Raw genomic sequence first — 18997 nt, 5'->3', positions numbered from 1 at the left:
CGGTGTCGCCCCGGTTGCGCAGGAAAAACGTCGTCGGAAGACTTAGCGGCGGCGGTAGGCGGAGAAAGCGGCGATGACCGCCTCTATAGCGGCCGCACTGACGTCCAGATGGGTGACCAGCCGCAGGCGCGCTGCCGGGCTGATGCGGATGCCACGCTCGGCCAGGAAGGCGTGCAGGGCCGGCGCCTCGTCGCCCATGGCGAGATAGACCATGTTGGTCTGCACCGGCTCCACCTGATAGCCGAGTTCGGCCAGGGCGGTGCCGAGTTGCGCCGCATGGGCGTGGTCCTCGGCCAGGCGCTCGACCTGGTGATCGAGGACATGCAGACCGGCGGCCGCGAGGAGGCCGGCCTGGCGCATGCCACCACCCACCACCTTGCGCCAGCGGCGCGCCTTGGCGATGAGCGCGGCATCGCCACAGAGCACCGAACCCACCGGTGCACCGAGGCCCTTGGACAGGCAGACCGACACCGAATCGAAATGCTGGCTGATCTCGCGCACCGGCACGCCCAGCTTGACCGCGGCGTTGTACAGCCGCGCGCCGTCCAGGTGCAGCGCCAGGCCATGCTCCCGGGTAAAGGCGCGCGCCGCCGCCAGGTAGGCCAGCGGCAGCACCTTGCCGTGCATGGTGTTTTCCAGCGCGAGCAGCCGGGTGCGGGCGAAATGGAAGTCATCGGCCTTGATGTAGCTGCGCACCAGATCGAGGTCGAGACTGCCGTCGGCGGCCATCTCGATGGGCTGCGGCTGGATGGAGCCGAGCACCGCGGCGCCGCCGCCCTCGTACTTGTAGGTGTGGGCCTGCTGGCCGACCAGGTATTCGTCGCCCCGCTCGCAGTGCGCCAGCAGGCCGAGCAGGTTGCTCATCGTACCGCTGGGCACGAAGAGTCCGGCTTCCAGACCGAGATCGCCCGCCAGCCGCTGTTCCAGGCGGGTGACCGTGGGGTCTTCGCCGTAGACGTCGTCGCCGAGTTCAGCGGCCAGCATGGCCTGGCGCATGGCCGGCGTGGGCTGGGTGACGGTATCGCTGCGCAGGTCGATCATGCGGTCGCTCCTCATGCCGGGACCACGATGAGTCCGGCCCGCAGGCCGACGGCGACCTTGGGATTGGGGAAGATGATGCGCGCCTCGGCTTCGTCGACGATCCAGCGCTCGCTGCCGTCTTCGGCCAGCAGCGAGCCCTGGCGCAGCGGCGAGAAGTTGGCCACGTCGTCGGCCAGGTGCAACTGGAAACGCGGGCTGGACTTGTACACCTGGCGCGCCACGCGGAATCTCAGCAACGAGGAATCCGGTGGCGGCAGCTCGGCTTCGCGGCCTTCGATCAGGGCTTCCAGCAGCAGGCGCAGACGACTCAGGTCGAGTTCGCTGTTCTCGCCGAAGGGCCGTGCCTGGCCCAGCTCCAGGGTCAGGGCCTCGGCCTGGCATTCGGCGTAGGTGTAGGCGCTGAAGGTGATGCCCGGTTTGTCGTAGAGCAGCACGGCTTCGATGCCCGCGGCTTCGAGGCGCTGGAGCTCGGCTTCCGAATGCTCGCGCCCGGCGCTCCAGGGATAGAGGGCGAAGCGCGGCAGCGCCGAGGCGCGCAGCGCGGTGTGCAGGTCGTAGTGCAGGCGTGCTCGATCGGGCTTGCTGAAGAACTGCGCGGACAGGCGTTCCAGGTCGTTGGCGCGTTGCGCCTCGGAGCCTTCGGCCTGGGCATGGCGGCCGTTGAAGAGGCGATTCAGATCCTGCTCGACATAGCGGGTGCCACGGCGCATGGCGTCGGGATTGCCGTACATGAACAGCAAGCGGCAGGCGGGACGCAGGGCGCCGCTGGCGATGCCACTGAGCAACGCGTCGAGCAGCTCCATGGGCGTCGTCTCGTTGCCATGGATGCCCGCCGAGAGCAGCAGGTCCATGTGGTTGTCGCGCGCCACCGGCGGGGTGACTTCCAGCACGCCTTCGGTCAGCCAGTGGAGGCGGGTGCCGTCGGCAGTCAGTTGAATCTTCTCGGTCGGCTCGCGGCCGGCCAGGGTCAGGTCCAGCAGGCGGCCAAGCGCCAACCGATAACGTTCAGATGCAGCCATGCTCTACTCCGCTGAGCGACGTGTCGGGGCTAGTGTGGCGCTTCAGAAGTTGGCTGCACAATTTTGGCGGCGCTTTTCGCTTACAAGCGGCGTTGCCCCTCCTCGCCATAGCTCTGCTATGAGTCGTCGCGGCGCCTGGCCTGAAAGCAAAAATCACTCGCCCATTCTTGCGCGAACTTCCGAAACACCACACTAGATACTCAATGATCGTGGCCGCAACCGCAATCGGCGTCATGCACATGATTCTCATCGCCTTCGTCGGCGAAGGTCTCCAGGGCGATGGACAGGCCCAGGGCATTGAGGGCCTGGGGGCGCAGCACCAGGACCGGGGTTTGCTCTTCGTCATCCTGGGAGTCGGCGAAGATGTTGAGACCGCCGGCACCATCGGCTTCCAGCCAGAGGTCGCGACCGGCCAGGCGAATGGCCAGGCGCTGGACCTGCAGTGTCTGCTGCTCGTCGGCGGTGGGTTCGAGGATGAGATCGAGAAGGTGGCTCATGGGGGCTCCGAACGTCAGGGCAATTGAAAGGGATAGACCGAGCCGAGGCCCAGCAACTGGGTGAGCTCGTCGAGGGCGGTGCGGACCTCGCCCAGCAACTGGGGATCGGCGAGATCCGCAGGTGTCAGACGGTCGCGGTAGTGGCGATCCACCCAGTCGAGCAGCTGGGCATGCAGCGCCGGGGTGAAGCGCACCCCCGGATTCACCGCGGCCAGCTCGTCGGGTGTGAGCGCCACTCGCAGGCGCAAGCAGGCGGGGCCGCCGCCGTTCTGCATGCTCTGCTTGAGATCGAAGACCTTGACCTCATCCAGCGGGCCTGCGCCGCTGACCTGGGCCTGCAGATAGTCCCAGACCACCGGATTCTGCCGGCACTCCTCGGGCACCACCAGCAGCGCGCCCTGCCCCGGTCGATCCAGCAGCTGGCTGTTGAACAGATAGGAGCGCACGGCGTCGCCGACGCTGATCTCGCCGCGACGCACGCAGAGGCGCTGCAACGTGCCGCCACGTCGGGCGAGCTTGGTTTGCAGTTCGTCGAGCACGTGATCGCTGTCGAGAAAGGCATCCTCGTGGTGGAACAGCACCTGGGCGTTGCCCACCGAGATGACGTCGTTGTGGAAGACACCCTGGTCCACCACTGCCGGATTCTGCTGGGCGAAGACCACGCCCTCCTCGCTCAGGCCATGCAGGCGGGCGATGGCCTGGGAGGCTTCCAGGGTCTGCCGCGCCGGATAGCGATGGGGCTCGGGATAACGCGGATCGAAGGCGCTGCGACCGAAGACGAAGAATTCCACGCCCGGGACGCCGTGGTCGCGACTGAAGCGGGTGTGGTTGGCCGCGCCCTCGTCGCCGAACTGGGCCACCGAGGGCAGCGGTGCATGGTGCTGGAAATGCGCAGGATCGCGAAACATCGCCTGGAGGATGCGCGCCGTGGTGCTGGGTTCGAGGCTGCGGTGGAACTTGCAGGCCAGGTTGGCCGGGGTGAAATGCACCCGGCCGTCGCGGGTATCGGCGCTGGGACTGACAGTGGCGGCGTTGGCCGTCCACATGGCCGAGGCGGAACTGGCGGACAGCAGCAGCGGCAAGGCTTCGCGCGCCGCGCCCTCCAGCACCTGGGCATCGCTGCCAGCGAATCCCAGGCGCCGCAGCGAGGCGATATCGGGTCTTTCGTGGGGGGCCAGCACGCCCTGCTCGAAACCCAGCTCCATCAGCGCCTGCATCTTGGCCAGGCCCTGGCGGGCGGCCTCGCGCGGATTCGAGCACTGCTGCTTGCTGGCCTGGGAGGCCACGTTGCCATAGGACAGGCCGGCATAGTTGTGGGTCGGACCGACCAGGCCGTCGAAATTGACCTCCCGAGCAGCAGGGGCGTGGTGACTCATAGCTGTAGTCCTGGAGGCAGTTGGCTAGGCAGGGTCAGGGCGTCGCTTTCCAGCGAGGCGACTGGGAAGGCGCAGTAGTCCGCGGCGTAGTAGGCGCTGGGTCGATGGTTGCCCGAGGCACCGACGCCGCCGAAGGGCGCCGCACTGGCCGCCCCGGTCAGGGGTCGATTCCAGTTGACGATGCCGGTGCGCACCCCCTGCCAGAAGCGTGCGTAGAGGGCGGGGTCGTCGGCCAGCAGTCCGGCCGCCAGCCCGAAGCGAGTGGCGTTGGCGAGCGCCAGAGCCTCGTCGAAGTCACCATAGCGCTGGACCTGCAACAGCGGACCGAAGACCTCTTCATCGGGCAGGTTGGCGATCCCCGACACCTCGATGATCCCCGGCGTGAGCAGCGCCCGCTGGGGTTCCGGCTGCCGCAGCTCCAGCAGTGCCCGGCCACCCTGCGCCAGGCGCTGGGCCTGGATCTGCAGCAAGGCCTGGGCAGCGACGAGGGAAATGACAGTGCCCATGAAGGGTGCCGGATCGGCATCGAAACGACCGCTGCTGAGACCGGCACTGACACTGACCAGGCGCGCCAGCAGGGCATCGCCCCAGGGCCCCTGGGGCACGAGCAGGCGGCGGGCGCAGGTGCAGCGCTGCCCGGCGGAGAGGAAGGCCGACTGGACGATGGTCACCACGGCGGCGTCCAGATCGGCCACCGGCGCCACCACCAGCGGATTGTTGCCGCCCATCTCCAGGGCCAGCAGTCGCTGCGGACGCTGCGCATTGAGACGATGGAGCGCCGCACCGGTGGTGCTGGAGCCGGTGAAGAGAATGCCGTCCAGGCCCGGATGCGCGGCCAGGGCCTCACCGGTGCTCCGGCCGCCCTGCACCAGATTGAGCACCCCGGCCGGCAACCCGGCGGCGATCCAGCATTCCAGGGTCAGGGCGGCGAAGCGCGGCGTCAGCTCGCTGGGCTTGAACACCACCGTGTTACCGGCCAACAGCGCGGGCACGATATGGCCGTTTGGCAGATGGCCAGGAAAGTTGTAGGGACCGAAGACCGCCAGGACGCCATGCGGCCGATGACGGGTGACGCTACGGGCGTCCGCCACACTCGCCGAGCGCTCGCCACTACGGGCCGCTTCGGCCTGGGCCGAGATGGCCACCTTGGCGATCATGCTGCCGAGCTCGGTATCGGCCTCCCACAGTGGCTTGCCGGTTTCCTCGGCCAAGGCCCAGGTCAGCGCGGGACGGCGTTGCTGCAGCGCCTGGGCGAAGGCCTGCAGGATCTCCAGGCGCGCGGCCTGGCCGCGTCTTTCCCAGGCGGGAAAGGCCTGGCGCGCCGCGGCGATCGCCTGATCGACGTCCGCTGCATCCGCGGCGGCGCCCTGCCAGAGCGCGGTACCGGCGTAGGGGTCGAGCGAGGTGAAGGTCTCGCCACGCCCGGGGCGCCACTGACCAGCGATATAGAGGCTATCCATGAGGTCTCCTCAGGGCATCAGGCGCACGGCGCGCACCTGGGCGCCGGCCATCAGCCGCAGTTCGCGGGCGGTGGCCAGATCGACCACCAGGGTGCCCGAAGCCAGGCGCGCGCGAGCGCTGGTGACGCGACAGTCCTCGCACTTGCGGTTGTGGATCAGATAGACCTCGGCGTCATCGCCGGGCGTACCCACCGCCAGCACCAGGCGCTGGCTGTCGCGGATCGCCCGCACCTTGGCGGTCTCGGCCTCCACGGTCGGACCGGCGTCGAAGATGTCGACATAGCCCTGGTAGTTGAAGCCCTCGGCCTCCAGCAGCCGGCGCGCGGCCTCGGTGTCCGGGTGTACCCGGCCGATCACCTGGCGCGCTTCCGGCGACAGGAAGCAGGTGTACAGCGGAAAGCGTGGCATCAGCTCGGCGATGAAGCCGCGATTGCCGATGCCGGTGAGATAGTCCGCCTGGGAAAATTCCATCTTGAAGAAGTGCCGGCCCAAGGCTTCCCAGAAGGGTGACTGGCCCTGGTCGTCGGACATGCCGCGCAGTTCGGCGATGATGCGCTCGGCGAACAGCTCGCGGAATTCGGCGATGAACAGGAAGCGTGACTTGGACAAGAGCCGCCCGGCCGCGCCACCGCGCCGATCCGCACGCAGGAACAGCGAGCAGAGTTCGGAGCTGCCGGTCATGTCGTTGGCCAGGAACAGCGTGGGAATCTGCCGGTGGATGTCCAGTTCGCGCGAGGCGCTCACCGTCAGGCCGACCCGGTAGTTGTACCAGGGCTCGCGCAGGCCCAGGGCGGCGGCGATCCCGGCGATGCCGATGACCTCGCCGTCCTCTTCCAGGACGAACAGATAGTCCGCATCGGCGGATTCGACCTGGCGCAGAAAGCTGCGCTCGGCATTTTCCACCCGCTGCGCCAGGCGTTCCTCGCTGGCCGGCAGGGTGGTGAGACCGGCGCCGGCCGCCTGCGCCAGTTGCAGCAGCGCGGGCACATCGGCACGGGTGACGGGACGGACGATCATCGGACCTCCAAAGACGCTAGGGTCGGCTACAGCGCTACCAGACGAACCCGGTCGCCTTCGGCGATCTCCAGGGTGGCGATCTGCTCGGGGGAAAGGACGACGGCTTCGCCAGGCGTCCAGCGCAGCGGCGTGGCCAGCGCCCGGAAGTTTTCCAGGCCATCGTTGGCGACCAGGAACCAGGGCGCCTCCTCGCCAACCAGGATACCTTCGCTCACCGGCGCCAAGCGGCTCTCGGCGATGGAGCGGATGGCCGTGGTGCGGGCGTGCAGGGTCGGACCGCCATCGAAGATGTCGATGTAGTTGTCGGTCTCGAAGCCTTCGCGGCTGAGGATGTCGAAGGTGATCTGGGCGCGGGGATGCACCTGCCCCATGGCCTCCTGGGCGCTGTCGGGCAGCAGGGGCACATAGAGGGGGTAGGTCGGCATCAGTTCGGCGAGAAAGGTGCGGCTCTTCTGTCCGGACAGGCGCTCGGCGGCGGCGTAGTCCATGTCGAAGAAGTTGCGCCCTACCCCGTTCCAGAACGGCGACTCACCGTCATCGTCCGCCAGGCCGACGATCTCCACCACCACCGTCTCGGCGAAGCGTGCCGGGTGGGCGGCCATGAACAGCAGCCGGGCGCGGGAGTTGAGTTCGGCGTGGGGGGTGTCGAGCAGCGGGCGCTGGACATAGAAGCTGCTCAGCACGCTGTTGCCGGTCAGGTCGTGACAGAGCGACAGCACATGGACCTTGTTGTGGATCTTCAGCTCGCGCGAGGCATGGATGAAGGTCTCGTTGCGAAAGCTGTAGAAGGGTTCGGAGAAACCGGCCGAGGCGACGATGGCCGAACAGCCCAGCAGCTCGCCGCTGATGGTGTCTTCGAGCACGAAGAAATAGCTCTCCTCGCCATGAAAGCCCACCTCGGCCGCCAGCGACGACTCCGAGGTGCGGATCTTGTCGCGCAACCGCTCGGGGTTGTCGGGCAGCGAGGTAACGCCAACCGGGCTATCCGCGGCGAGCCGCTGGACCAGGGGCAGATCCGCCGCGCGCGCAGGGCGCATTACCAGCATGAGAACTCCTTGTGTACGGATCCATCCCTGGATGCCAGCGGTACGCGTCCCGCGTCCGGAGATTAGCCTTGAGTGAGTCGCGCCAGGGCGCGATCCAGGCGGGCCAGGCCTTCGTCGATATCGGTGTCGGAGATGATCAGGCTCGGCGCCAGGCGCAGCACGTCGGGACCGGCCTGCAGGATCATCAGGCCCTCTTCGTTGGCGGCGGTGACGATGTCCTTGGCGCGCCCCTTCCAGCTGTCGTTGAGCACGGCGCCGATCAGCAGGCCCAGGCCGCGGATCTGCTCGAACAGGCCATAGCGGGCATTGAGCTGCTCCAGACCGGCGACAAAGCGCTGATGGCGCGCGGCGACACCGGCCAGGGTTTCCGGGGTGGCGACGATGTCCAGCAGCGCGGCGCCCACGGCGCAACCCAACGGATTGCCGCCATAGGTGCTGCCGTGCACGCCGGCACTGAAATGCTGGGCGACCTGCTCGGTGGTCAGCATGGCTGCCAGCGGAAAACCGCCGCCGATGCTCTTGGCGGTGGTGAGGATGTCCGGCACCACGCCATAGTGCTGGTAGGCGTAGAGATGACCGCTCCGGCCGACCCCGCTCTGCACCTCGTCGAAGATCAGCAGGGCGCCATGGGTGTCGCACAGGCGACGCGCGCCTTCCAGGTAGGCCTGGTCGGCCGGCAGTACGCCGCCCTCGCCCTGGATGGGTTCGAGGATGACCGCGCAGGTCTTGTCCGAGACCACGGCTTCGAGAGCGGCCAGGTCGTTGTAGGGCACGTGGCGGATGCCTTCGATCTTGGGACCGAAGCCATCGGAATACTTGGGCTGACCCCCGACGCTGACGGTGAACAGGGTCCGGCCGTGGAAGCTGTTGGTGGCGGCGACGATCTCGTAGCGGCTGCCGCCGCTGACGTCATGACCATAGCGACGGGCCAGCTTGCAGGCCGCCTCGTTGGCTTCGGCGCCGGAGTTGGCGAAGAACACCCGGTCGGCGAAGGTGTGGTCCACCAGCTTGCGCGCCAGGCGCAGGGCGGGCTCGTTGGTGTAGATGTTGGACACGTGCCAGAGCTTGCCGGCCTGCTCGGTCAGGGCGTTCATCAGCGCGGGATGGCCGTGGCCCAGGGCGCTGACGGCGATGCCGCCGGCGAAGTCGACGTATTCGCGATCGGCCTGGTCCCAGACGCGGGAACCCTCTCCTCGTACCGGAATGAACGCGGCGGGGGCGTAGGTCGGGACCATCACCTCATCGAAGGCGGCGCGTTGCACATTGGGTTGAGAAGCGGACATCGGGATTTCTCCTGCCGATCACGGCGGTGACTGAGGGGGATTGTAGGACGACCTCCAGGCGCAGCATTGCGCCCAGGCGACAACTATTTACGGGCGAAAACGCAAACGGGCATCCGATTCGCAGTCTAGCGATTCGGACACCCGCTCTGGAAGGGCAAGGACGTACCTTGAGGTACGTCCGGGAGATCAGTTGGGCGCGACGCGGCTGGTGCCGTTGACGGTCAGGATGCGCACCCGCTCGCCGACGCGGAAGATCTCACCCTTGTTGACCGCCTGGACATAGGCGCGGGAGCCACCATCGTCTTCCTTCACGGTGATCTCGACGCCGCTGGCCTTGGTGAAGCCTTCTTCGGTGGCCGCACCCAGCAGGCCGCCGGCCACCGCACCGATGATGGCGGTGACGAAGCTGCCACGACCGCCGCCAATGGCACTGCCGCCGATGCCACCGACCACGGCACCGGCACCGGCGCCAACGGGCGACTTGGTGCCCTCGATGGTGACCGGACGCAGGGCGGTGATGGTACCGGTACGGACCGTCTGCACCTGCCGGGCCTCGTCACGCGAATAGACGTCGCCGGACTGATCGGAGGCGCAGCCGGCCAGCAGGGCGACGGCGGTCAGGGAGGCGGCGAGCTGAAGGACTCTGTTCATGGGGCAACTCCAAGGGCAGTTGAAAGACATTGGCCGCACCGGCAAGGGTACGGGCGCAGATCGCTATTATCCTTGACCCAGGGCATCCGGGGAGGTTTCCCGCGACTGTAGCGAGGGTACCTTGCGAACGCCTTAAGGGGCCAGGCGCTGGCGCTGCCACCCGCCGTCGACGCGCTGGTAATCCAACCGGTCGTGCAGGCGACTGGAGCGCCCCTGCCAGAATTCGATGCGCTGCGGCTTGAGGCGATAGCCCCCCCAGAACGGCGGCCGGCTGGGGTCACCGTCGGCGAAACGCTGCTGCACCTCAGCCAGACGCTGCTCCAGCTCGTGCCGACCGGCAATCGTCTGGCTCTGCGGCGAGGCCCAGGCACCCAGGCGACTGCCCAGCGGGCGAACCCGGTAGTAGGCATCGGACTCCTCGGCGGACACCTGTTCCACCACCCCCTCGATCCGCACCTGGCGCTCCAGCGCCGGCCAGAAGAAGGTCATGGCCGCACGCGGCTGCGTAGCCATCTGCCGGCCCTTGGCGCTGTCGTAATTGGTATAGAAGACGAAGCCCTGGGCATCGACGCCCTTTAGGAGCAGCACGCGGCAATGGGGCTGCCCCTCGTCATCGACGGTGGCCAGCCAGCAGGCGTTGGCTTCGACGGGCGGCTGCTCGGTGCGCACCGCCTCTTCGAACCACTGCCCGAACAGGGCATAGGGATCCGCGGGTGCCTGGGCTTCGGTCAGGCCGTCGCGGGTGTAGTCGCGACGCATATCGGCGAGGGACGGTGACATGGAGGTCTCCTGCTAGGTCGGTATCGACCTAGCTTAACCAAGTCCCGCCCCGCTCGCCTGCTTCAGGACAAGCCTTGCCAACCTAGCGGGTGGCCAGCGCCTGCAGACTGGCTAGCACGGTCGCGCGCGGCTGGATCAGCACCTCGACGCGGCGATTGGCGGCGCGGCCGGCGGCGGTGGTGTTGTCGGCACGCGGATGAGCCGCCGCCAGACCACGCACGATCAGGCGATTGCCGCTGTAGCCGCTGAGACGGAAGATCGCCGCCACGGCCTGGGCGCGCTGCAGGCTGATCTTGTCGTTGAGCGCGGCGGCGCCGGTGCTGTCGCTGAAGCCGAGCACGATGACCGCGCTGTCTTCATCCACGCTCACCGACTTGGCCGAGCGGGACAGCGGGCCAAGCATCACCGGCAGCAGCATCTCGGCGCGATCCGGGTTGAAGGAGCTGTCCACCGGCGTCACCAGCACCAGGGCGTCGTCGCGGCGCTCGACCTTGACGTTGCTGCCGGCCACGGCGACGCGCAGCTTCTGCTCGTGCTCGTCAAGCCAGGCCTTGCTGACCTTGACCGGTACCGGCTTGAGCGCTTCCGCCTTGGCGACGGGCTTCACGTCTTCGCTGCCGAAGGGCCACCACCAGTGACCGCCCTTCTCGCCTGCCGCAGCGGCCTGTTCGGACTTGGCGGCGGGCGCCTTCGCCGCGACCTTGGCGTCGGCCTTGGGCTCGGCCGCCCTGGCCACCGGCTTGGCCGGCTCGGCAGCCTTGTCGCTAGCGCCGAACGGCCACCACCAGTGGCTGCCGCTGGCGGCGGTGCTGGCCTGGGCGTTGCCCGGCTTGGCAGGCGCGGCGGCCTGGTCGCCATGGCCCTGGAAGGAACTGCAGGCGGAAACGCCCATGCAGAGAATGAGGGTGGTGGATTTGATCAGCTTCATGCAAAGTTTCCCATCGGCGAGCCGGAGGACAGAGTGAATCCAGCGCCCCGGCCAGAGCCGGCGACACGAGTGAACTTAAAGTAGTTTCGAGATTGTGGCCGCAAACCTACGCGTGGCAAAGCGGTGGAGTCACGAATTTTGCGCCTGTGCCGACCAGTGGCAGTGCCCCTGGCCGCGAACGAAGGCAAATCCAGACGAACCATCGTGTCGCGCCAGGGGTACGCGGGCCTAGCCTGTAGCCGGCGCAACCCTGCCAGGGCGATGCCGATGGCTCAGTGGCGAGCGAAGGTTGGTTTCAAGGCATGGCTACCCGCCAGGAGGCTAGATTGTGGAGGGACTCATCGATGTCGCGACCCTGGAGCGCCTGGCCGCCAGGGCCGCAGCCATTACCCGGGACTGTCGCTGTCTGCAGCGGGACCTGTCGGGATGGGCGGCCTGGCCGGTGGGCTACCGCGAAACGGATTTCGCGCAGATCGGCACCCTGGCACGTCATGCGCCCGAGGACGCCATCATCGCGGAGTACCACCCGGCGGGTACTCACTACTGGTCAGCTGACGCACCCATCGCGCCTCGCTTCTACCCCTACAACCAGAGCACGGTATGGCGGTGTCTGGGCTGCGAGCGCCTCTACCTGCGGCATGACGACGATGGCGCCTACCATGTGGCGCCGCGCATTCGCCTGCTGCAGAGCGCACTGATCATCGATGCCGCCCACGCCAATGACGGGCGTGAAGCCACGGCGACGTGACCTGCGGCCTCCAGCGGCAAGGGTCGATTCACCGGCCCTCTTTCGCAGTCCAGAACCACTTTTGCGCCCTGGCGGATGCTCTAGATCGCGGCGTTTTGAATCCCCTCGCGTTACCTGAGGCGCAAGCCAGGAATTAAGCCCACAATAGGCGCCGCGTATCCCGCGTGCGGGTGTGCGCCCATCAACGGTAAAAAACCTGGTCCCAGCAATACGATGGCAACTACAACTCGAACGGGCGTCGCTTGGTTTGTCGACGGTGCCTATGCCCTGAGCGCCTGGAATGGTTCGGTCTATGGTGCGAAATTCGACTATCTCAAGCTGCGGCTCTTCATCGAGCAGGATGCGGGCGAACCCATAGGTGACGCCTACTACTTCAATTGCGACAGCGACCCACCCACCATCGCCCAGACCGGCTTCAACAAGTTCCTGAGCTCGGCCCCCCCCAAGGGGGCCGGTCTGCGGGTCAAGCTCTACTGGCTGCAAACCAAGGCTCACGAATGGCCTGCGTCCGTGGGTGGCGGGCCGATCCTGCATCCGGTGACCGGCGAGCAGTACACCACCAAGAGCCAGAAAGGCGTCGATGTCGGCCTGGCCTTCAACCTGATGCGCTCCCATGCCAAGCGCGGCTGGAAGAAGCTCTACCTGGTGGCGGGCGACGGCGATTTCCATGAGGTCGTCCAGTACCTGGTGGAAAACGAAGGTGTCGAGGTCACAGTGATCGGCGCCCACTTCTCCATCAGCGGCGAGATCGCGCCCTATGTCCGGGTGATCGAATTCAAGGACATCGAAGCGGCCATCGCCCGCTAGCCGACGGACTCAAAGACACTCCCCCACCGCGCGCGCCAGGGCCTGGGCGCGCGGATCCATCAGCACATAGGGGCCGAGGGTATTGGTGACGAAGCCGAAGGCCACTTCGCGTTCCGGATCGGCAAAGCCGGTCGAGCCGCCCGCCCCCGGATGGCCGAAGGCCTGGGGGCCGAGGCCGTAGGTGGCATTGGCCTGGTCCGGCTGATCGAGCATGAAGCCCAAGCCGAAGCGGGTCGGCGTGAGCAGGGTGCGATCCTCGCCCTGGCTGTGCTCGACCAACGCCTCGCTCAAGGTATCCCATTCCAGCAGGTCGCCGGCCAGCAAACCGGCATAGAAGCCCGCCAGGCTGCGCGCATGGCCGTGGCCATTGGCGGCTGGCTGTTGGAAACGCCGCCACTCGGCCTTGTTGGTGCTGGTGAGTACCCCGGATGGATTGCCAAAGGCCAGGGTCGGCAGGGCCGCGGGGTCGCTCATGGTGGTCTTGAGCAGGCGCTGCGCCGCGGCATCGCCCAGTACGCCCTTGCCCCGCACGATATGGGCGACACGCGCGTCTTCGCTGGCCGGCAGGCCGATGTGGAAATCCAGGTCCAGGCGCTCGGCGGTACGCGCCACGATGGCGTTTCCCGGCGCGCGGCCGTCCGCCCGACGGATCAGTTCGCCCAGCAGCCAGCCGAAGGTGATGGGCGCATAGCCATGGGCGGTACCGGGGGCCCACCAGGGTGCCTCGGTGGCGACCGCGGCGGTCATCGCATCCCAGTCATAGAGGGCGTCACCCGCCAGGCGCTCGCGCAGCGCCGAAACACCGGAGCGATGGCTGAGCAGCTGCCGCAGGGTGACGTCGGCCTTGCCGGCCACGGCGAATTCCGGCCAGCGTTCGGCGACCGGGGCATCGAGGGCCAGCTTGCCCTCCTCCACCAACTGCAGCGCCGCCACCGAGGTGAAGGCCTTGGTGCAGGAGAACAGATTGAGCAGGGTATCGGTGTGCCAGGGCGCCTGGCCGTCCTTGTCCGCCATCCCGCCCCAGAGATCCAGCACGGTTTCACCACCGACCTGGACACACAGCGCCGCGCCGCGGGTCTGGCCGGCGGCGAGCAACTCGGCGAAGGCCTCGCGGACGGTTTCGAATCTCAGGTCGTGGTAGCCGTGAACGGTCATGGGGTCTCCTTGCTGTGGATGTTGTCGCGCATCGTGGCAGGCGGTCCGCCGATGAGGCCACCGCCAAAGGCCGTAGTAGGTCGGGTTGAGCACAGCGAAGCCCAACGGCCATTGCCTCGGCCCCGGGTTTGTTGGGCTTCGACGAGGGGGCTGTCTCAGCCCAGCCTACGCATTAGCGTAGCCATGGCCGAATCATTGAATCTCCCGCCGGAACGGCGGCAGCGCATTGAGGATGGCCTTGCCGTAGCGCTGGGTCACCAGGCGGCGATCCAGCAGTGAGATGGTGCCGCTGTCCTGCTCGGTGCGCAGCAGCCGGCCGCAGGCCTGGATCAGCCGCAGCGAGGCGTCGGGCACGGCGATCTCCATGAAGGGATTGCCGCCGCGCGCCTCGATCCACTCGGCCAGGGCCGCTTCCACCGGATCGTCGGGCACGGCGAAGGGAATCTTGGCGATGACCACGTGCTCGCAATAGGCGCCGGGCAGGTCGACCCCCTCGGCGAAGCTGGCCAGGCCGAACAGCACGCTGGCCTCGCCGTCGTCGACGCGCTTCTTGTGCTTGTTCAGCGTCTCCTGCTTGGACAGGTTGCCCTGGATCAGCACGCGCTTGCGCCAGTCGCGCTCCAGGCCATCGAAGACGTCCTGCATCTGCCGCCGCGAGGAAAACAGCACCAGGGCGCCACGGGCGCCTTCGAGCATGGCCGGCAATTCGCGGACGATGGCCGCGGTGTGCTCGGCCGCGTTGCGCGGATCGGCCTTGAGATCCGGCACCCGCAGCACCCCGGCCTCGGCGTGGCGGAACGGACTGGGCACCACGGCGGTGGCCGCCGAGCGCGGCAGGCCGGATCTCATGCGGAAGCGGTCGAAGGTGCCCAGGGCGGTCAGGGTCGCCGAGGTCACCAGGGCGCCGAAGGCCACGTTCCACAGATGGCGACGCAGCATCTCGGCGGCCAGGATGGGACTGGCGTTGACCTCGATGTCGTACAGCGAACCCGTTTCCGCCAGGGTCATCCAGCGTGCCATGGGCGGGCTGTCCTCCGGGTCTTCGCAGGTAAAGGCGGTCCACAGCTCCCAGTTGCCCTGGGCCCTTGCCAGCAGACTGCCGAACAGCGGATACCACTCCTCGGCCTGGTAGCTGGCCAGGCCGATGCTGGATTCGCCGTCCATGGCCTGCTTGAGCATCTCGGTCAGGCGGGTGAACAGGTCGGTGAGCTTGGCGAAGCCTTTCTTGAGCTCGATGCCCATCTCGCGCAGGTCTTCGGGGATCACCCCGCCGACGAATCTGTGCCGTGGTCGCTCGCGGCCCTCCATGTCCTCGCCCGCGCGGAAATCCGCCAGCGCCTCGCAGGCAGTGAACATGAACTGCTGCTGGGTCTTGATCTCCCGCGCCAGCTCCGGCACCTGCTCCACCAACCGCCCGAGATCGCCGGGCAACGGATGCTGGGCGAGGAGCTTGGTGAGGTTCTTGGCGATCTGCTCGAGCCACTCGGCGGTGGATCTCAGCCGGGTGAAATGGGCGAAGTGGCCGATGGCCTTGTCCGGCAGGTGGTGGCCTTCGTCGAACACATAGAGGGTGTCGCGGGGATCGGGCAGGATGGCGCCGCCGCCCAGGGCCAGGTCGGCCAGCACCAGGTCATGGTTGGTGACGATGACATCGACCTTGGTCATGCCTTCGCGTGCTCGATAGAAGGCGCACTGCTGGAAGTTCGGACAATGGCGATTGGTGCACTGGCTGTGGTCGGTGGTGATGCGCGACCACTGGACGTCCTCGATGGCTTCCGGCCAGCTGTCGCGATCGCCGTCCCAGCGATTGCCGGCCAGGCGCTCGATCATCTTGCCGAACAGTTCGTTGGATGCCTCGTCCACATCGATCTTGAAGCCATCCTCGGCGAACAGCTGGGCGGTGGCGTTCTGCGCCTGGCCCTCCTGCAGCAGCATGTCCAGCTTGGACAGGCACAGGTAGCGCCCGCGGCCCTTGGCCAGGGCGAAGCTGAAGGACAGCCCGCTGTTGCGCAGGATGTCCGGCAGGTCCTTGTGCACGATCTGCTCCTGCAGCGCCACCGTCGCCGTGGCGATGACGAGGCGCTTGCCGGCCGCCTTGGCCGCGGGGATGGCAGCCAGGGCATAGGCCACGGTCTTGCCGGTACCCGTGCCCGCTTCCACCGCCACCACGGCCGGCTCACCTTCGCGGTGCCCTTCCGCGTCCTGGACGATGGCACCCAGGCCCTTGGCGGTCTCCGCGATCATCAGCCGCTGGCCGTAGCGCGGCTTGAGCGACTTGGCTTCGAGGAAACGCGTGTAGGCGCCCTGGATCTGGGTCTTGAGTTCAGTGCTGAGCATGCCTGGTTCCGGGCGATGGCAAAGCAGCGCCACGTCCGGCGGACGAGCGCTGTATGCATCTACAGTAATGGATCTTGGGCGCTATGATAACGCGCCTGTCGTCAGGATGCGCCCGACGTTGAGGTCGCAGGCCGATTAGGCGATGGGCAACTGCGGGGGTAGGCGATGAAAGGCGCCAAAGACCAACAGGCTCAAGCGGTCGAGCCAGGGGTGACGACGCAGGCGCAAGGCACGGCGGTTGGCGAAGACTTCACCCAGGTGCAGGAGCAGCAAGGCCAGGGCGACCAGGGCCAGCAATTGGGGGAAAGGACGGGCGAGAGGCAGAGCGAGGGTGGCGGCTGCGGCGAGCCAGAACAGCAGGAGAAGGACTTTGCCGGTAAGGGACAGGGTTTTCATGGATTCCAGCAGGAGGACGAGATGGTTCGGACCATAACGCCTGGAGCCGGAGAAAGTAAAGGCGGCGGACCAGGGTCCGCCGCCGGTGCATCACTCGCGGTCGATCTGGATCTCGACGCGGCGGTTGGTGGCACGGCCTTCAGCGGTCTCGTTGGTGGCGATCGGCTGACGCTCGCCCATGCCTTTCACGGACACGACGCTGGCTGCCGGCACGCCGGCCTGGATCAGGTAGTTACTGACCGACTTGGCGCGACGCTCGGACAGACGCTGGTTGTAGGCGTCGGTGCCCTTGCTGTCGGTGTGGCCGGTGATCGACAGGCGAGTGCTGGCGGCTTCGCCACGCAGACGACCGGCGATACCGTCGAGTTGAGCGCGATCTTGCGGGCTGACCTCAGCGGAATCGAAGGCGAAGTGCAGGTCGCGGGCGGTGATCACTTCCTGCTTGGGCAGCGGTGCCGGCGCGGGAGCCGGTGCGGGCACCGGAGCCGGAGCGGGCTCCATGCGAGCGACCTGCTCGTTGCCCTTGCCATGCACCCAGCAATAGGCACCAGCGGTGGTACCGATGCCCAGAGCCGCCATGCCGGCGACGTTACCGCTCTGGGTAGCGCCGGCCGCACCGCCGACCAGCGCGCCGACCGCAGCGCAGACCGGCCAATCGGATTTCTGTACGCCGCCCGCACAACCAGCCAGCACGGTGCTTGCCAGGATGAGGGGTAAAGCTGTCCTTGCGATGCTCTTGCTCATGAAGGGTCTCCTATAGACCGGGTGCCGCGAGTTAGGCTCGTCTTTCGTTTTATGGCGCTGTCAGACTAATGGTGGCGTACACATCTTGACAACGCTGGTTGCTTAGTCAATCGCGACTTGATTAGGGTTCCCTTAATGGCAAACATATTCTCGTCCCGCACCCCACAACAGGCTCTGGCAAGCCTGCTCGAGCACCACCAGCCCAAGCGCCTCCTCTGTGTGGCGCGCGAGCCGCTGCCGGCGCTCGGGGCCTATGTCGAGGCGCATCCGCAATGCCAGCTGGTGCAGGCAGCGGTGCCTCTGGGTGACCCCAGCCTATTGGCCGAACGCTACGATCTGGTGATCGTCGCCGACTGCCTGGAACACCTGCCGCTGCGCCAGGGCCGCGAATTGCTCGGCGGCCTGCGCAACTTCAACACCTCGCGCCTGGCGGTGCTGGTGGACCTGGCCGCCAGTGACTGGCAGCTGACGGATTTCTATGCCCTGGCCCTGCAGGCCAGCGAGCGCTTCGCCCGCGACGGCCAGGTGGTCACCCTGTTCAGCTATGATCTGCACGACTACAAGCAGGTCCCGGACTGGCTCAATGCCCGGTTCTGGGCCAATCCGCAGAATTTCGGCAAGTACTGGTGGTGAGATGCAACCCATGGCCCCCTGCCCCTGTGGCTCGGACCTATCGCTCGGCGACTGTTGCGGAGCCTTTCATGCCGGCACGCCGGCGCCCGATGCCGAGCACCTGATGCGCTCGCGCTACAGCGCCTATGTGCTGGGGCTGATCGACTATCTGGTGGCCACCACGGCGCCTGCGCAGCAGGATCAGTTGGACAAGGCGGCCCTGGCGGCCTGGAGCCTGGGCAGTCGCTGGCAGGGGTTGCAGGTGCTGGAGCATCGCCCCGAGCCGGGGGATCCCGCCCATGCGCGGGTCAGCTTCGTGGCGCGCTGGGAGGATGGGCGTGGCACCCATCGCCATGAAGAGCGCTCGGGCTTCGTGCAGCGCGAGGGGCGCTGGTACTTTCTCGATCCGACCGCAAGTCCGCTGCCGGGTCGCAACGACGCCTGCCTGTGCGGCAGTGGTGCGAAGTTCAAGAAGTGCTGTGCCGGCTTCCTGTAGCGCCGGCTGAGCTCACTCCCTGGCCAGCGTCAGGTGATCCGTGTCCGGGACCGCCACGGGTAGCGCCTCGGACGCCGGGCCCAGATCGCTGCCCACCGGCGCCAGGCTAAGGTGCGAGAGATCGACTCGCGGCGACGCTACCGGCGCGGCCTGATCCTGGAGATCGGCACCCACCGGCGCCAGGCCGAAATCCGGCGCCTGGACAGCGACGAAAGCCGCCATCACGGCATCGCGGGGCGCGACCGACAGCGACCCGCGCTCGGCGGCAGGTGGCGAAGCGGTGGCCGGGGTCGGCTCCCGCTTCTCGGTAGGTGCCGCAGCCGGCTCGATCGTCTCCGCCATGGGCGCGACCTCCACCCGCGCCCCGGCCTGGGCCAGGGTGGCGCGATAGCGCTCGGCCGTGGCGGCGTCGAGGCGATTCTTGATGATCATGCGGCGACCGGAAAAGAGCACGGCGATGCGCTGTTCATCCGCCTGAAACAGCCGCATCAGATTCTGTCGGGTCTGCTGCGCATCGGCGCCAGCGACCAGCTCGCCCTGGAAGGCGATTTCATAGAGCACGGCGGACATGACGACCTCCTCGGTCACGGCAAGAGCTGCAGGA

Annotated in this window: 20 protein-coding genes; 4 read left to right on the top strand and 16 right to left on the bottom strand. The window is 67.3% G+C overall.

Annotation, left to right across the window (positions count from 1 at the left end):
* Nucleotides 1–42 precede the first annotated feature (42 nt).
* The 11 genes from ltaE to RCF34_RS09675 all read right to left on the bottom strand — a co-directional run bounded on the left by ltaE (nucleotide 43) and on the right by RCF34_RS09675 (nucleotide 11098).
* Nucleotides 43–1041, bottom strand: a complete 999-nt coding sequence (ltaE, locus tag RCF34_RS09725) for a low-specificity L-threonine aldolase (RefSeq protein WP_308707980.1) — start codon at nucleotides 1039–1041, stop codon at nucleotides 43–45.
* An 11-nt stretch (nucleotides 1042–1052) separates the two neighbouring features.
* Entirely contained in the window at nucleotides 1053–2060 is a 1008-nt protein-coding gene (gene astE / locus RCF34_RS09720; RefSeq protein ID WP_308707979.1) for a succinylglutamate desuccinylase, read from the bottom strand.
* A 200-nt stretch (nucleotides 2061–2260) separates the two neighbouring features.
* The gene (locus tag RCF34_RS09715) at nucleotides 2261–2557 is read right to left on the bottom strand and encodes a GTPase (protein ID WP_183630623.1); all 297 of its coding nucleotides are present in this window, start codon (nucleotides 2555–2557) and stop codon (nucleotides 2261–2263) included.
* A gap of 14 nt (nucleotides 2558–2571) precedes the next feature.
* Entirely contained in the window at nucleotides 2572–3933 is a 1362-nt protein-coding gene (astB, locus tag RCF34_RS09710) for an N-succinylarginine dihydrolase (protein WP_308707978.1), read from the bottom strand.
* Nucleotides 3930–5393, bottom strand: coding sequence for a succinylglutamate-semialdehyde dehydrogenase (gene astD / locus RCF34_RS09705; protein ID WP_308707977.1), 1464 nt, complete (start codon nucleotides 5391–5393; stop codon nucleotides 3930–3932). Before astD ends, astB begins: the two co-directional genes overlap by 4 nt.
* A 9-nt stretch (nucleotides 5394–5402) precedes the next feature.
* On the bottom strand, nucleotides 5403–6410 hold the full coding sequence (gene astA, locus RCF34_RS09700; protein ID WP_308707976.1) for an arginine N-succinyltransferase: 1008 nt from the start codon (nucleotides 6408–6410) through the stop codon (nucleotides 5403–5405).
* Between the two features lie 26 nt (nucleotides 6411–6436).
* The gene (aruF, locus tag RCF34_RS09695) at nucleotides 6437–7456 is read right to left on the bottom strand and encodes an arginine/ornithine succinyltransferase subunit alpha (RefSeq protein ID WP_308707975.1); all 1020 of its coding nucleotides are present in this window, start codon (nucleotides 7454–7456) and stop codon (nucleotides 6437–6439) included.
* 62 nt (nucleotides 7457–7518) lie between these two features.
* Entirely contained in the window at nucleotides 7519–8739 is a 1221-nt protein-coding gene (locus RCF34_RS09690; protein ID WP_308707974.1) for an aspartate aminotransferase family protein, read from the bottom strand.
* Between the two features lie 186 nt (nucleotides 8740–8925).
* A complete protein-coding gene (locus RCF34_RS09685; RefSeq protein WP_308707973.1) occupies nucleotides 8926–9390 on the bottom strand; it encodes a hypothetical protein in 465 nt (154 codons plus the stop codon).
* Between the two features lie 132 nt (nucleotides 9391–9522).
* Nucleotides 9523–10170, bottom strand: a complete 648-nt coding sequence (gene pdxH / locus RCF34_RS09680; RefSeq protein WP_308707972.1) for a pyridoxamine 5'-phosphate oxidase — start codon at nucleotides 10168–10170, stop codon at nucleotides 9523–9525.
* An 82-nt stretch (nucleotides 10171–10252) separates the two neighbouring features.
* Complete coding sequence (locus RCF34_RS09675; protein WP_308707971.1) at nucleotides 10253–11098, bottom strand: OmpA family protein; 846 nt, start codon at nucleotides 11096–11098, stop codon at nucleotides 10253–10255.
* Between the two features lie 328 nt (nucleotides 11099–11426).
* Between RCF34_RS09675 and RCF34_RS09670 the strand changes: the two genes are divergently transcribed.
* Together RCF34_RS09670 and RCF34_RS09665 are read left to right on the top strand one after the other, a co-directional pair.
* Nucleotides 11427–11846 carry a hypothetical protein gene (locus RCF34_RS09670; protein ID WP_308707970.1) on the top strand — a complete coding sequence of 140 codons (420 nt, stop codon included), beginning with the start codon at nucleotides 11427–11429 and terminating at the stop codon, nucleotides 11844–11846.
* A gap of 213 nt (nucleotides 11847–12059) precedes the next feature.
* A complete protein-coding gene (locus tag RCF34_RS09665) occupies nucleotides 12060–12653 on the top strand; it encodes an NYN domain-containing protein (protein ID WP_308707969.1) in 594 nt (197 codons plus the stop codon).
* 9 nt (nucleotides 12654–12662) lie between these two features.
* On the opposite strand, the gene RCF34_RS09660 is transcribed toward RCF34_RS09665, so the two are convergent.
* The 4 genes from RCF34_RS09660 to RCF34_RS09645 all read right to left on the bottom strand — a co-directional run bounded on the left by RCF34_RS09660 (nucleotide 12663) and on the right by RCF34_RS09645 (nucleotide 17285).
* Nucleotides 12663–13808 carry a serine hydrolase domain-containing protein gene (locus RCF34_RS09660; protein ID WP_308707968.1) on the bottom strand — a complete coding sequence of 382 codons (1146 nt, stop codon included), beginning with the start codon at nucleotides 13806–13808 and terminating at the stop codon, nucleotides 12663–12665.
* Between the two features lie 192 nt (nucleotides 13809–14000).
* Nucleotides 14001–16145: an ATP-dependent DNA helicase DinG gene (gene dinG / locus RCF34_RS09655; RefSeq protein WP_308707967.1), complete on the bottom strand. Its 2145-nt coding sequence runs from the start codon at nucleotides 16143–16145 to the stop codon at nucleotides 14001–14003.
* Nucleotides 16146–16280: 135 nt separating this feature from the next.
* Nucleotides 16281–16541 (bottom strand): DUF1145 domain-containing protein, encoded by a 261-nt coding sequence (locus RCF34_RS09650; protein ID WP_308707966.1) that lies wholly within the window; start codon nucleotides 16539–16541, stop codon nucleotides 16281–16283.
* Between the two features lie 90 nt (nucleotides 16542–16631).
* Nucleotides 16632–17285: an OmpA family protein gene (locus RCF34_RS09645; RefSeq protein ID WP_308707965.1), complete on the bottom strand. Its 654-nt coding sequence runs from the start codon at nucleotides 17283–17285 to the stop codon at nucleotides 16632–16634.
* A 135-nt stretch (nucleotides 17286–17420) separates the two neighbouring features.
* Between RCF34_RS09645 and RCF34_RS09640 the strand changes: the two genes are divergently transcribed.
* Nucleotides 17421–17918: a DUF6231 family protein gene (locus RCF34_RS09640; protein WP_308707964.1), complete on the top strand. Its 498-nt coding sequence runs from the start codon at nucleotides 17421–17423 to the stop codon at nucleotides 17916–17918.
* Between the two features lies 1 nt (nucleotide 17919).
* Nucleotides 17920–18393, top strand: coding sequence for a YchJ family protein (locus RCF34_RS09635; RefSeq protein ID WP_308707963.1), 474 nt, complete (start codon nucleotides 17920–17922; stop codon nucleotides 18391–18393).
* Nucleotides 18394–18405: 12 nt separating this feature from the next.
* On the opposite strand, the gene RCF34_RS09630 is transcribed toward RCF34_RS09635, so the two are convergent.
* Nucleotides 18406–18963, bottom strand: coding sequence for a hypothetical protein (locus RCF34_RS09630; protein WP_308707962.1), 558 nt, complete (start codon nucleotides 18961–18963; stop codon nucleotides 18406–18408).
* Nucleotides 18964–18997 lie beyond the last annotated feature (34 nt).

The sequence above is a fragment of the Pseudomonas sp. 102515 genome (genome assembly GCF_031085165.1).
In the GTDB taxonomy this organism is placed as follows: Bacteria; Pseudomonadota; Gammaproteobacteria; order Pseudomonadales; family Pseudomonadaceae; genus Chryseomonas.
The sequence above is the reverse complement of the archived record's forward strand: the minus strand, read 5'-3'. Positions and strand labels throughout refer to the sequence as shown.